The sequence below is a fragment of the Paraburkholderia sp. FW306-2-2C-D06C genome (genome assembly GCF_058781505.1).
This window is the reverse complement of sequence record NZ_JBYSWU010000060.1, coordinates 1-13,611: the sequence shown is the minus strand read 5'-3', so window position 1 is coordinate 13,611 and position 13,611 is coordinate 1. Positions and strand designations below refer to the sequence as shown.

General features: G+C 63.0%; 8 protein-coding genes. 6 read left to right on the top strand and 2 right to left on the bottom strand.

The window, feature by feature from the left end:
* The first annotated feature begins 102 nt into the window (after positions 1 to 102).
* Both AC3WLT_RS31535 and AC3WLT_RS31530 read left to right on the top strand, forming a co-directional pair.
* Positions 103 to 3,474, top strand: a complete 3,372-nt coding sequence (locus tag AC3WLT_RS31535) for a DUF2339 domain-containing protein (RefSeq protein WP_492595552.1) — start codon at positions 103 to 105, stop codon at positions 3,472 to 3,474.
* Complete coding sequence (locus tag AC3WLT_RS31530; RefSeq protein ID WP_492595551.1) at positions 3,471 to 5,030, top strand: DUF3999 domain-containing protein; 1,560 nt, start codon at positions 3,471 to 3,473, stop codon at positions 5,028 to 5,030. The genes AC3WLT_RS31535 and AC3WLT_RS31530 overlap by 4 nt, the downstream gene beginning before the upstream one ends.
* Positions 5,031 to 5,082: 52 nt before the next feature.
* Here the strand turns inward: AC3WLT_RS31530 and AC3WLT_RS31525 are convergent, their stop codons facing one another.
* Positions 5,083 to 5,535, bottom strand: a complete 453-nt coding sequence (locus AC3WLT_RS31525; protein ID WP_492595550.1) for a MarR family winged helix-turn-helix transcriptional regulator — start codon at positions 5,533 to 5,535, stop codon at positions 5,083 to 5,085.
* A 63-nt stretch (positions 5,536 to 5,598) separates the two neighbouring features.
* The gene (locus AC3WLT_RS31520) at positions 5,599 to 6,744 is read right to left on the bottom strand and encodes a glycerate kinase (protein ID WP_492595549.1); all 1,146 of its coding nucleotides are present in this window, start codon (positions 6,742 to 6,744) and stop codon (positions 5,599 to 5,601) included.
* 454 nt (positions 6,745 to 7,198) lie between these two features.
* Between AC3WLT_RS31520 and tig the strand changes: the two genes are divergently transcribed.
* From tig to lon, 4 genes are all read left to right on the top strand, one after another.
* Positions 7,199 to 8,545, top strand: a complete 1,347-nt coding sequence (gene tig, locus AC3WLT_RS31515) for a trigger factor (RefSeq protein WP_492595548.1) — start codon at positions 7,199 to 7,201, stop codon at positions 8,543 to 8,545.
* Positions 8,546 to 8,737: 192 nt separating this feature from the next.
* Positions 8,738 to 9,391 carry an ATP-dependent Clp endopeptidase proteolytic subunit ClpP gene (gene clpP, locus AC3WLT_RS31510; RefSeq protein ID WP_007182010.1) on the top strand — a complete coding sequence of 218 codons (654 nt, stop codon included), beginning with the start codon at positions 8,738 to 8,740 and terminating at the stop codon, positions 9,389 to 9,391.
* A gap of 182 nt (positions 9,392 to 9,573) precedes the next feature.
* Entirely contained in the window at positions 9,574 to 10,845 is a 1,272-nt protein-coding gene (gene clpX, locus AC3WLT_RS31505) for an ATP-dependent Clp protease ATP-binding subunit ClpX (RefSeq protein ID WP_492595547.1), read from the top strand.
* Positions 10,846 to 11,045: 200 nt separating this feature from the next.
* Positions 11,046 to 13,469: an endopeptidase La gene (gene lon / locus AC3WLT_RS31500; protein ID WP_492595546.1), complete on the top strand. Its 2,424-nt coding sequence runs from the start codon at positions 11,046 to 11,048 to the stop codon at positions 13,467 to 13,469.
* Positions 13,470 to 13,611 lie beyond the last annotated feature (142 nt).

Below are 13,611 nucleotides of genomic sequence, written 5' to 3'. Positions count from 1 at the left end.
TGGTATTCTGCGCGCCGATTTTCGCCGTATTGCTCGCACAATATAGGCGCATTAATCCGTGCGACTAAACGGATCTCGATAGAAGACAATAAGAGGGATGCGATGAGCTGGATATTAGCGGTGCTCGGCGCGGTGATCGGCATGGTGACCGCCTTGTCGAACGACTTTTCGATCGGTAACGGAGCAGTGGTGGGTGCGCTCGCCGGTTTTGCGCTGGCGCGCATGCTGGCGAAAAAGCCTCACGGCGCGCCAAGCGACGCTACGGCTAAACCGGCCACGGCCGATAGCTGGAATCCACCCGGCGAACTGGCCGCGCGTGTCGAGCGTCTCGAACGCGAGATCGTCGCGCTGCGCGGTGAAATCCGGCAACTGCGCAGCGGCGCCACTACTGGAGCGACCGCCGGCGCCACCCCCGCCGCGTCCGCCGACCAAGCCGCGAGCGCTCAGCCTCCCACGTTCACACCGAAGCCGCCCGGGACCGTGCCGCATCCGTACGCGATGCCTCCCGCCACTGCAACAGCCCAAACGCAAAATCATGCGTCTGGAGTCGCGCCGGCGCAGCCGGCGGCTATGCATTCTACGGCGAGCGTCGGCGCGGCAACGCCGCTGGTGTCGGCCGACACCAGCACTGCAGTGCCGGTTGCGCCGCTCGAGCCTGAATTGATCCCAGCTACGCCGCCGCAGCCGCCAGCACCGCCGCAGGGCCCGGGTCTCGCCGAACGCCTCTTCAAAGCCGGCGGCGACTGGCTATTTGGCGGCAACGCGGTGGTGCGGGTCGGCATCGTCGTGCTGTTCTTCGGCATCGCCTTCCTGCTCAAGTACGCGGCCGACAATAGTCTGCTGCCGATCGAATTCCGCCTTGCCGGCGTCGCGCTCGCCGCGACCGTCCTGCTCGGCTTCGGCTGGCGCATCGGCGAGCGTCGCGGCGCGTACGGGTTGGTCCTGCAAGGTGGCGGGGTCGGCGCGCTGTATCTGACCGTGTTCGCCGCGACCAGGCTCTACCATTTGTTGCCGGCCGGCGCGGCACTGCCGCTGATGATCGCGATCTGCGCGTTGAGCGCGTTTCTGGCGGTACGGCAGAACGCGTCGTCGCTCGCCTTTATGGGCAGCGCGGGCGGGTTTCTCGCGCCGGTGCTGCTCTCGACCGGCGGCGGCAGTCATGTGATGCTGTTCAGCTACTACGCGCTGCTCAACGCCGGGATCTTCGCGATCGCGTGGTTCAAGGCGTGGCGTCCGCTGAATCTGCTCGGGTTCGTGTTCACGTTTTCGATCGGTGCCGTGTGGGGCGTGACGGCCTACCGACCCGAACTGCTCGCCAGCACTGAGCCGTTCCTGATTCTTTTCTTCCTCATGTACGTCGGCATTGCGTTGCTGTATGCGGCGCGCCGCGAGCTTGCACTCAGGCATTACGTCGACGGTACGCTGGTATTCGGTACGCCGCTGGTCGCGATCGGTCTGCAAGCCGCGTTGATGAAAAACATCGGGTTCGGCCTGGCGTGGAGCGCGGTGGCGCTGGCCGCGTTCTACCTCGCGATCGCCGCCTGGCTGGCGCGGCGCCGCGAGCGGCTCGGCATGCTGTTCGAAGCCATGCTGGCGCTGGCCGTGATCTTCGCGACCCTGGCCGTGCCGCTCGCTTTCAGCGGCCCGACGACGAGCGCCACGTGGGCCATCGAAGGCGCCGCGATCACCTGGCTCGGCGTGCGCCAGCGGCGCCTCGGCGCGTTCGGTTTCGGCTTGCTGCTGCAACTGGCCGCGGCCTGCGCGTTTATCGCCGGCCCGGGAACGCAGGTCGATTACAGGGAAGTTTGGCCGGTCCTGAACGGCGCCTATATCGCCACGGCGCTGATCGCGCTCGCCAGTATTTTCACGGGATGGCGCCTGCACGGCCGCAGCGAAGCGAGCGCGTGGCACGCGTGGATGCCGCAGGTCGGCCTTGTCGCCGCAATCTGGGGGCTGCTGTGGTGGGTTTTGGGCGGCGTCCATGAAATCTTCGAGTATGCGCATGCCCATCTGTCCTACGATCGCGGTCGTTTCGAGAACGCGTTCGTCGCGCTGTTCGCCGTTCTGACCGGCTGGCTCGCGCATGGCGCGCGCCGCAGGCTGCGTTGGCCGCTCGCCGAGTGGCCGGCGCTGGCACTGGTGCCGGTCCTTGCGTTGCTGGTGCTGAACCTGTTCATGTACAGCATGGCGCCGGTCAGCGGCTACGGCTGGCTGGTTTGCGCGATCGTGGCTGTCCTCGCCTACGCACTGCTGCGGCGCCAGCAGCGCGATGTCGGCGACAGTGTGCTCGCGCCGCTCCATACGCTGATGTTCTGGACCGCCGCCGCGCTCCTCGCGCTCGAAGGCTACTGGGGTTTGCGCGTCTATGTGCCCGAAGGGGCGTGGAGCTGGAGCGCGTGGGCCTATGGTTTCGGCATTCTGCTGCTGTTGGTGGCAGGTGCCGGGCATCGTCTGCGCTGGCCGGTCGGGCGCTTCACGCAGGCTTATCAGGTGTGGGGCGCGGCGCCTCTCGCCGCGTTGCTGTGGGCGTGGAGTATCGCGAGCGTCGTCAGCGACGGCAGCGCCGCGCCGCTTTTCTGGCTGCCGCTCGTGAATCCGCTCGATGTCGCGCAGATACTCGCGTTCGTCGCGTTCGCCGTGTGGTTGCGGCGTCTGCGCGCGCTCGGCCTGCATTGGCATCCGCGGGCTTTCGATTACGCCGTGCTCGCCACGCTCTTCCTGTGGTTCAACGCGTTGCTGCTGCGTACGCTGCACCATCGTTTTCACGCCGCGTACGATGTCGACGCCGTGCTGGCATCGTTCAATCTGCAGCAGGTGTTCCTTGTCGGCTGGAGCGCGTTTGCTTTTGCCGGACTATGGCTCGCGCGGCGCGACAGCATCGTGCGGCTGTGCGCGCGCGCTTCGACACCGCTCGTGCTGGTGATGTGGGCGTGGACCTTCTACGCGAACCTGACCCAGGACGGCGGCGCGTGGGCGCGTCTGCCGCTGCTCAATCCCCTTGATCTGGTGCAGGCGGTGATTTTTGCGCTGGCGGCGGTGTGGCTCGTGCGCATCAGCCGCCTCGGCGTGCCGATCGGCGAATATCGTGTGCCGTTGCAGGCAGTGGTCGGCGTGACGGGCTTCATCTGGCTCAATGCAATGCTGCTGCGTACGCTGCATCATTGGACCGGCGTGCCGTACCAGTTCGACGACATGTCGCGCTCCATGCTCGTGCAGGCGTCCGTTTCGGTATTCTGGACGGTCTGCGCGCTGGCCATGATGATCTGGGCGACGCGCCGGGCGAGCCGCCTGTTCTGGTTCGTCGGCGGCGCCTTGCTGGCGGCGACCGTCGTCAAGCTGTTCCTGTTCGACCTGTCGCACGTGACGGGTATCGAGCGGATCGTGTCGTTCATCGGTATCGGCGTGATGTTGCTGCTGATCGGCTACTTCTCGCCGCTGCCGCCAAAAGCTGCCGTGATGGAAACTGAGCAATGAAGCGCTTCTTGATTGTGACTGTCTGGTGCCTTGCGATCCCGGCCATCTGGGCGTCTCCGGTGGCTGCTGCGGCCGATCATTTTGCGCAGCGCTTCGCACTCGAACTCGACAGCGGCGCCGCGTACTACAGCATCAGGCTGCCGGTCGCCGTGTACGCGGCGAGCCGGCGCAGCGATCTCGGCGACGTGCGGGTATTCAACGGCGCCGGCGAGCCGGTGCCGTATTCGCTCGACGCGCCGCGCGAGGCGGCCAGGACGCCGCCCACGCTGCGCACGGTACGCTGGTTCCCGTTGCCGGCCACCGAGGCGGGCAGCGCCGGTGCGCCGCTCGGCGTGACGATCGCGGCCGACGGGTCGCTGCGGACGACCGCGGCGCCGCCGACACGCGCGCAACACGATGCGGATCTCGTCGATGTCGGCCGTGTGGCGGGCGAGGCGGGCGCGCTGGTCGTGCATCTGCGCAACGACAACTATCAAGGGCGCGTGACAGTCGAATCGAGCAACGATTTGCGCAGCTGGCACCCCGCCGGCGATGCACAACTTCTCAAGGTCACCTATAACGGCAGCACGTTGAGCCAGGACCGCATTGCGCTGGATGGCGTGCCGGCGCGTTATGTGCGTTTGCGCTGGCTCGACGGCGCGCCGTACATCGAATCGATCGACCTCGAGGTGCAGGCGGCCAACTCGGACCGCGCGCAGCGCGCGGATACCCAGCGGGAATGGCGCGAAGGCATCGTGGCTCGTGCGGGGCCGACGGCCGGCGAATATTTCTTCGACACGGGCGGCCCTTATCCCGTCGACCGCTTGCGCCTGAATTTGCCGCAGCCCAATACGGTGGCGCCGGCCGTCGTCTATTCGCGCCCAGGTCTGCAATCGCCCTGGCGCGAGGTCTCGAACGCGACGCTGTACCGCCTGCACAACGGCGCGGTGGAGCAGAGCAATCCATCGCTCGAAGTGGCGGCGGATACGGATCGTCAATGGCGCGTGGTGGTGGATGCGCGCAATGGCGGCCTGGGGAGCGGTGCGCTGACCGTCGCGGCGGGCTGGCGTCCGGCGACGCTGACGTTCGTTGCGCGCGGCGCGGCGCCGTTCACGCTGGCGGTGGGCAATGAGGCGGCTGTGTCTTCGGCGGTGAGCCGCGAGGATTTGCTGATGGGCGCGTCGTCAGTCGCCGTCGCGGCGCGGTTGGGAGAAGCGCTGCCCGTCGCGCCGCAAGATGCCGATGGGCAGTCGGCGAACAAAGACCGGGATGCAATGCGCCGCTATGTGTTGTGGGCGGCGCTGCTGCTCGCCGTCGGCTCGCTCGGCATGATCGCGTGGCGGCTCGCGCGTGGCGCCCGGGCCGCTGTGGATGTGGCCGGCGCCGCTCGGGCAGGTACTACGGCAGGTACTACGGCAGGTACTACGGTAGGTGCTACGGTAGGTCCTGAGGCAGGTAATGTAGCCGGTACTACGGCAGGTACCGAGGCAAGTGCCGCAACAGGTACTACGGCAGGCATCGTGGCTGATAACACGGGCAGTGCGGACGGCACCGGTCAAAGCAGCGGCAAGGCCTGATTGCAGCGAGTGCCGGTCGCATTTCTTGCAGCCCGCACTCGCGCTTCGTTGTTCATTCCTCGCGCGCGGTCATCGTATGGATGATCTTGTCGAGCGCATGGCCGAACGCGAGCTTTTCCTGTTCGTCCAGACACTCGAACAGATCGTCATTCCATTTGCGCGCGATCGGCATCACTTTGCGATACAGCGCGCGGCCCTCGGCAGTGAGCGACACCAGCACCACGCGACCGTCTTCGGCGCTCGGCTCGCGCTTCACGAGCCCTTGTTTGATCAGCGCCTCGGCAGCACGGCTCGCCTGGCTCTTGTCGAGATTCGCGTGACGGGCCAGCTCCATGATCGAAAACGGTCCGAACGATCCCACCGACGCAATCACCCGCGCTTCCGGCAACGTCACGCCCAGCTTGTCCTGATAGCGCTCGCTGATGCCACGCTCGGTGAGCTTGTTCAGCACATGCAGACGGTACGTGAGGAATTGCTCGAGTCCGGTTTTGGCGGAGGCCTTCATGGTCTTCCCGTGATAAGAGACGCGGTCGTGGCGCTGTGATTGTTGCCGCAACCGTTTCGCCGGTCAACGCGCGCCGAATTTCAGCCGCGTCAGTTGCTCGGCCGCGTCGGCGAGCAGGCGCGCCGCGTCGCGAATCGCGACTTCCAGCGTGATTGGTCCGGGAGCCGGCGAGAAGCAGCCGCTGAAGAATTCGCCGAGACGCGGCAGGGCCGCGGAGTCGACCGCGCCCGACAGCAGCGTGGCGGGCACGCCTGCTGCCTGCGCATGACGGCAGGCGATGAAGGGCGCCTTGCCGTGCAGCGTTTGGACGTCCGAACGGCCCTCGCCGGTAATCAGCCAGTTCGCGCCCTCGAGCGCGGCATCGAGGCCGATTTGCCGCGCGACGGTTTCCGCGCCCGGCTCGAAATGCGCGCCCAGCATATGCAGTGCAAAGCCGAGGCCGCCGGCCGCGCCCGCGCCGGGCCGATCGCGCGCGGTTCGCCCGAGCGCCGCTTCGAGCAGATCGGCGAAGCGGGCGAGAGCGGCGTCGATCGTGGCGATCTGCTCCGGCTTCACGCCTTTTTGCGGGCCGAACACCGCAGTCGCGCCGTGATCGCCGGTCAGCGGGTTGTCGACATCGGACATGCCGACGAACGACGCATCCGCCAGCCGGGCGTCGAGTTGCGAGACATCGAGGCGCGCCACGCGTGCGAGTTGTTCGGGTGTCGCGTCGAGTTCCTGGTTCTGCGCGTCGAAGAGCTTCAGGCCGAGGCCGGCGAGCAGGCCCGCGCCGCCGTCATTCGTACTGCTGCCGCCGAGCGCGACGAAAAAGCGCCGCACGCCCTCGTCGAGCAGTGCGCGGATCGCTTCGCCCATGCCGCGCGTGCTGCGCGCTTCGACCGGCACGCCCATGCCGACCGGATCGGTAATGCCGACGATTTCCGCCGTTTCGATGATCGCGCTGCCGTCCGCGAGCAGTGCGGTGAGCGCTTCGCGCACCGGCCCGGCCGCGCCGCGCACGCTCAGCTTGCGGCGTTCGCCGCCGCTCGTGAGCATGGCTTCGAGCGTGCCTTCGCCGCCGTCGGCCATCGGACAGATGCGCACCTCGGCGTCGGGCCGAGCGCGCCGGATGCCGGACGCAATCGCCTGCGCGACCTGCTCGGCGCTGAGCGAGCCTTTGAAGGAATCGGGAGCAATAACGACGACAGGCGAGGACGGCGGATTCGGCATGGTGTCTCTGAATGGTTGGAATCGTTGCGAGGGCGCAGGACCTGAGCGAAAAGACACGCAGCCCCGAGCGCGTCCGTTAGCTTAGCAGCATGGCGGCGCCGACTGAATAGGCCTAACGGCATAGTCGGAATCGTCTGGCGAAAGACGCAGCAAGCGAGCTCGCCCGCCGCGCGCCGCATGTGAGGCGGTGCGACCGAATGGCCGTAAAGCCGGCGAAAACACGCCGGAAAGCGCCTGGAAAGCCGATAAAAACGTGCGCAATCATCGAATCCCGGCTAGGCGCGCAAATAGTTTGCTAAAATATTCGGCTCTTTGGACCCAACCGTGCTGCCGGCGGCCTGCAAGCCCGCGGCGCAGGCGCCGAATTGATGTGACGCGCGATGCGATGCGACATCGAAAAGCAGCACGGAGAAGATAACTGATTCGCTCGAATAATTTTAGGACGATTGAAGCCATGGCTAACGTTGTTGAAAACCTCGGCAAGCTCGAACGCCGCGTAACGATTTCCCTGCCGAAGGACGCCGTGCAGAAGGAAGTGGACTCGCGTATCCGTCAACTCGCGAAGAACGTGCGCATGCCGGGTTTCCGCCCGGGCAAGGTGCCGCTCAAGATGGTGACGCAACAGTATTCGGGGCAGGTGGAAGCCGAAGTGCTGAGCGACAAGGTCGGCAAGGAATTCTTCGACATCAGCCGCACCGAAAACCTGCGCGTGGCCGGCCAGCCGAGCTTCGCGCCGAAGGTTGACGCCACGGAAGGCGACTACGCGTTCGACGCGACCTTCGAGGTGTATCCGGAAGTGAAGCTGGGCGACGTCGCCACGGCTGAAATCGAGCGCACCACGACCACCATCAGCGAAGCGGAAATCGACCGCACGCTGGACATCCTGCGCAAGCAGCGCGTGCACTTCCACGCTCGCGGCGAAGCCGGCGAGCACGGTGACGGCGGTGCGGATACGGCAGCGAAAGAAGGCGATCGCGTGACGGTCGACTTCGTCGGCAAGATCGACGGTGAAGTATTCCAGGGCGGCAGCGCAGAAGATTTCGCATTCGTGCTGGGCGAAGGCCGCATGCTGCCGGAATTCGAAAAGGCGGCGCTGGGTCTGACGGTCGGCGCATCGACCGAATTCGACCTGAAATTCCCGGACGACTACCACGGCAAGGAAGTGGCAGGCAAAACGGCGCAATTCACGATCACGATGAAGAAGATCGAGTGGCCGCATCTGCCGGAAATCGACGCTGAATTTTCGAAGTCGCTCGGTATCGAAGACGGCGATCTGACCAAGATGCGCGCTGAGATCAAGGACAATCTCGAACGCGAAGCGAAGCGCCGCACGCAAGCCATCGTCAAGAACCAGGTGATGGACGCGCTCCTGAAGATTTCTGAACTCGACGTGCCGAACGCGCTGATCGAACAGGATCAGGAACGCCTCGTCGCGATGGCCCGTCAGGATCTGGAGCAACGTGGCGTGCCGAACGCCAAAGACGCGCCGATCCCGGCTGAAATGTTCAAGGAACAGGCTGAGCGTCGCGTGAAGCTGGGCCTCGTGCTGGCCGAACTGGTCAAGGCCAACGAACTGCAGGCAAAGCCGGAGCAGATTCGTGCCGAAGTCGACGAATTCGCGAAAAGCTACGAAGACCCGAAGGAAGTCGTCCGCTGGTATTATTCCAATCAGCAACGTCTTGCCGAAATGGAAGCGTACGTCGTTGAAGCCAACGTCGTCGATTTCGTCCTCAGCAAGGCCAAGGTGAAGGACAAGGAAGTGAGCTTCGAAGAACTGGCAAGCGCAACGGCGCAAGCGTAAGCGTCGCTGCAACGGCGTGCCGGCTGTCGGAGCGACGGCCCGCACGCCGTTTTTTTGTGCTGTGAACGTGCGCTGCGTTTTGCATTGTTTTCTGCACCACGCTCGCGTTGATCGCGCACTTGAATACTGGCTGGTCGTACACACCTGTCTAGCATCTAATATTTAGAGTATTTCCAGACAAGGATCCATTGCATGACCTTTCGCGCCCAAATGCTGGACACGTTGACCTCCCAGTCGTCGCGGGATCTCGAAGCGCAGGCGCTCGGACTGGTGCCGATCGTCGTGGAAACGAGCGGCCGGGGTGAGCGCTCGTATGACATCTACTCGCGCCTGCTGAAGGAGCGCATCGTGTTCCTGGTCGGCGAAGTGAACGACCAGACGGCCAATCTCGTCGTCGCGCAGATGCTGTTCCTCGAAAGCGAGAATCCGGACAAGGACATCAGCTTCTACATCAACAGCCCGGGCGGTTCGGTTTCGGCCGGGATGGCGATCTACGATACGATGCAGTTCATCAAGCCGGACGTGTCGACGCTGTGCATGGGCCTCGCGGCCAGCATGGGTGCGTTCCTGCTGGCGGCCGGCGCGAAGGGCAAGCGCTTTGCGCTGCCGAATTCGCGCGTGATGATTCACCAGCCGCTGGGTGGCGCGCGCGGCCAGGCGTCAGACATCGAAATCCAGGCACGCGAAATCCTGTATTTGAAGGAACGGCTGAATCATCTGCTCGCGCACCACACCGGCCAGCCGGTCGAGCGTATCGCGCGCGATACCGATCGCGACAATTTCATGTCCGGCGATGACGCGCAAGCTTATGGTCTGGTCGATCAGGTGGCGCACAAGCGTCCTTGAACTGGTGCGTTTTTGCCCCAAAATGGGGTAAAAACGTCATCGAATCGGTTGTGAAATAATCAAGACTCGTCCGAGCGCCTGCGGCAAACGCCGTTATCCTGGCTCAAGCCCTGCCGCGCCCAACTGCGAGGCAGGGGCAAACGGCGTATCATGTAATCGAGTGTCCGGAGGCTCACACATTTATGGCGGACAAGAAAGGTTCTAACAGCGAGAAGCTGTTGTATTGCTCGTTCTGCGGCAAGAGCCAGCATGAAGTCAAAAAACTGATTGCCGGCCCGTCGGTGTTCATCTGCGATGAATGTATCGACCTGTGCAACGAAATCATCCGCGATGAGGCTGCAGGCGCGGGCATCGAGGCGGGCTTGTCCAAGTCCGACCTGCCGAGTCCGCAGGAAATCCGTGAAATCCTCGATCAGTATGTGATCGGTCAGGAGCGCGCGAAGAAAATTCTCGCAGTCGCGGTGTACAACCACTACAAGCGCCTCAAGCACCTCGACAAGAAGGATGAAATCGAACTGTCGAAGAGCAACATCCTGCTGATCGGCCCAACCGGTTCCGGCAAGACCTTGCTCGCGCAGACGCTCGCGCGCCTTCTGAACGTCCCGTTCGTCATTGCCGATGCAACGACGCTGACGGAAGCTGGCTACGTCGGCGAAGACGTCGAGAACATCATCCAGAAGCTGCTGCAGAACTGCAATTACGAAGTCGACAAGGCCCAGCGCGGCATTGTCTACATCGACGAAATCGACAAGATCAGCCGCAAGTCCGACAACCCGTCGATCACCCGGGATGTGTCGGGTGAAGGCGTGCAGCAGGCCTTGCTGAAGCTGGTCGAAGGCACGATGGCGTCGGTGCCGCCGCAAGGTGGCCGTAAGCATCCGAATCAGGACTTCATCCAGGTCGACACCACCAACATTCTGTTCATTTGCGGTGGCGCATTCGACGGCCTCGAGAAAGTCATCGTCGACCGTACCGAGAAAACCGGTATTGGCTTCGGCGCGAGCGTGAAGAGCAAGCAGGACCGCGACGCGGGCGAAGTGCTGCGCGAAGTGGAACCGGAAGATCTGATCAAGTTCGGTCTGATTCCCGAGTTGATCGGCCGTCTGCCGGTGGTGGCTACGCTCGGCAAGCTCGACGAAGCGGCGCTGATGACGATCCTCGTCGAACCGAAGAACGCGCTGGTGAAGCAGTACCACAAGCTGTTCAATATGGAACGCGTCGAACTCGAGATTCGTCCGGCCGCATTGCAGGCCGTGGCGCGTAAGGCGATCCGTCGCAAGACGGGCGCGCGGGGTTTGCGTTCGATCCTGGAACAGGCGTTGCTTGATGTGATGTACGACCTGCCGGCAATGAAAGGCGTTAGCAAGGTTATCATCGACGACAACGTGATTGACGGCGACGGCAAACCGTTACTGATCTATGAAGACGCACCCAAGGTTGCGGGTTCGAACTGATCGGCTTTCGGGTTCTGCAAACAAGCCGTTCATGGCGACGTGAACGGCTTTTTCGTTTATCGTGTGGTCAGGATGGTTGTTTTCACTATGGAGTCACTGAACCTTCGGAGTCACTGAACTTTTCCCACACGCGGAGGCTTGCAATCTTTTCTGCTGGCCTCACCTATCGAACGAACTGATTCCACTCATGGGGAAATGAAATGTCAGGAACCCAACTCCTTCCGCCGGAACGCATTACGCTCCCGCTGCTCCCGCTGCGTGACGTAGTCGTCTTCCCGCACATGGTGATTCCGCTCTTCGTAGGCCGCCCGAAGTCGATCAAGGCTCTCGAAGCAGCGATGGAAGGCGGCAAGCACATCATGCTCGTCGCCCAAAAAACGGCTGCGAAAGATGAGCCGACCGAAAAGGACATGTACGAAGTAGGGTGCGTTGCCAACATCCTGCAAATGCTGAAGCTGCCCGATGGCACCGTGAAGGTGCTCGTCGAGGGCTTGCAGCGCGCGAAAACGCTTTCCATCGAAGAACAGGAAACGCAGTTCTCGTGCGAAGTCATGCCGCTCGAACCCGACCACGCCGACAGCGCTGAAACTGAAGCGCTGCGCCGCGCGATCGTGTCGCAGTTCGACCAGTATGTGAAGCTGAACAAGAAAATCCCGCCGGAGATCCTGACCTCGCTGTCGGGTATTGACGAGGCAGGGCGTCTGGCCGATACGATCGCGGCGCATCTGCCGCTCAAGCTCGACCAGAAGCAGCACATCCTCGAAATGTTCCCGGTCATCGAGCGCCTCGAGCATCTGCTCGCACAACTCGAAGCCGAGATCGACATCCTGCAGGTCGAAAAGCGCATCCGTGGGCGTGTCAAACGCCAGATGGAGAAGAGCCAGCGCGAGTACTACCTGAACGAACAGGTCAAGGCGATCCAGAAGGAACTTGGCGAAGGCGAAGAAGGTGCGGATCTCGAGGAACTCGAGAAGCGCATCACGGCCGCCCGCATGCCGAAGGAAGCCAAGAAGAAGGCCGACGCCGAGCTGAAGAAGCTCAAGCTGATGTCGCCGATGTCGGCTGAAGCTACGGTCGTGCGCAACTACATCGATACGCTGATCGGCTTGCCGTGGCGCAAGAAGAGCAAGGTCAACAACGACCTCTCGAATGCGGAACGCGTGCTCGACGAAGACCACTTCGGTCTCGAGAAAGTGAAGGAACGCATTCTCGAGTATCTCGCGGTCCAGCAGCGTGTCGACAAGGTCAAAGCGCCGATCCTGTGCCTCGTTGGGCCCCCGGGTGTCGGTAAGACGTCGCTGGGTCAGTCGATCGCTCGCGCCACGAACCGCAAGTTCGTGCGTATGGCGCTCGGCGGCGTGCGCGACGAAGCCGAGATTCGCGGTCACCGTCGTACGTATATCGGTTCGATGCCTGGCAAGATTCTGCAAAGCCTGACCAAGGTCGGCGTGCGCAATCCGCTCTTCCTGCTCGACGAAGTCGACAAGATGGGGCAGGATTTCCGCGGCGATCCGTCGTCGGCGTTGCTGGAAGTGCTCGATCCGGAACAGAATCATACGTTCGCCGATCACTACGTCGAAGTCGACTTCGATCTGTCGGACGTGATGTTCGTGGCGACGTCGAACTCGCTGAACATCCCGCCGCCGTTGCTCGACCGGATGGAAGTGATCCGTCTGTCGGGTTACACGGAAGACGAGAAGGTCAGCATCGCGCAACGCTATCTTTTGCCGAAGCAGAAGAAGAACAACGGCCTCAAGGATGGCGAGGTCGAAGTGACGGAAACCGCGATCCGCGACATCATTCGTTACTACACGCGCGAAGCGGGTGTCCGTTCGCTCGAGCGTGAAATTTCGAAGATCTGCCGCAAGGTCGTGAAGATGCTTCTGCTGAAGAAGGCGGAAGGCGCAGTGAAGGTCGACGGCAGCAATCTCGACACTTTCCTCGGTGTGCGCAAGTACGACTTCGGTCTCGCTGCGAAGGAAAATCAGGTTGGCCAGGTCACGGGTCTTGCGTGGACGGAAGTCGGCGGCGATCTGCTGACGATCGAAGCCGCGGTGATGCCGGGTAAGGGCAATGTGATCCGCACGGGCTCACTCGGCGACGTGATGAAGGAATCCGTCGAAGCCGCGCGTTCTGTGGTCCGCTCGCGCTCGCGCCGTCTGGGTGTCAAGGACGAGGCGTTCGAGAAGCAGGACATTCACATCCACGTGCCGGAAGGTGCTACGCCGAAAGACGGTCCTTCGGCCGGTATTGCGATGACGACCGCGCTGGTGTCGGTGTTGACCGGGATTCCGGTTCGCGCCAATGTCGCGATGACGGGCGAAATCACGTTGCGTGGCGAAGTCTTGCCGATCGGCGGCCTGAAGGAAAAACTGCTGGCCGCGCATCGAGGCGGTATCAAGCTGGTACTGATTCCGGAAGAAAACGTCAAAGACTTGACGGAAATTCCGGACAACGTGAAGAACGCGATCGAGATCGTGCCGGTCCGCTGGATCGACAAGGTGCTCGAGCTGGCGCTCGAACGTGTGCCTGCGGCATTGCCTGAGGAAGAGCCGAAGCCTGCAGCGCCTGTCGCAGCAGAGCCGGCGAAGGACGCCGGTGCGACAGAAGTCGTGAAGCACTAAGGCAGTCAGCAGCGAAAGCAGTTTGCTGTACGGAAACCCGCGGCTTGGTCCGCGGGTTTTTTATTGGTGCGCCGAGCATGCGCAACAGCTTGGGGGTGCAAGTCCCCTGCCCAACCTGATGGTGGTGAAGGGCTAGTGAAAC

What these genes read in the sequence shown, in the direction of transcription:
- tig (WP_492595548.1), top strand. Translation starts at nt 7,199, where the DNA reads ATGGCTAACGTTGTTGAAAACCTCGGCAAGCTCGAACGCCGCGTAACG.
- AC3WLT_RS31520 (WP_492595549.1), bottom strand. Translation starts at nt 6,744, where the DNA reads ATGCCGAATCCGCCGTCCTCGCCTGTCGTCGTTATTGCTCCCGATTCC.
- AC3WLT_RS31530 (WP_492595551.1), top strand. Translation starts at nt 3,471, where the DNA reads ATGAAGCGCTTCTTGATTGTGACTGTCTGGTGCCTTGCGATCCCGGCC.
- lon (WP_492595546.1), top strand. Translation starts at nt 11,046, where the DNA reads ATGTCAGGAACCCAACTCCTTCCGCCGGAACGCATTACGCTCCCGCTG.
- clpP (WP_007182010.1), top strand. Translation starts at nt 8,738, where the DNA reads ATGACCTTTCGCGCCCAAATGCTGGACACGTTGACCTCCCAGTCGTCG.
- clpX (WP_492595547.1), top strand. Translation starts at nt 9,574, where the DNA reads ATGGCGGACAAGAAAGGTTCTAACAGCGAGAAGCTGTTGTATTGCTCG.
- AC3WLT_RS31535 (WP_492595552.1), top strand. Translation starts at nt 103, where the DNA reads ATGAGCTGGATATTAGCGGTGCTCGGCGCGGTGATCGGCATGGTGACC.
- AC3WLT_RS31525 (WP_492595550.1), bottom strand. Translation starts at nt 5,535, where the DNA reads ATGAAGGCCTCCGCCAAAACCGGACTCGAGCAATTCCTCACGTACCGT.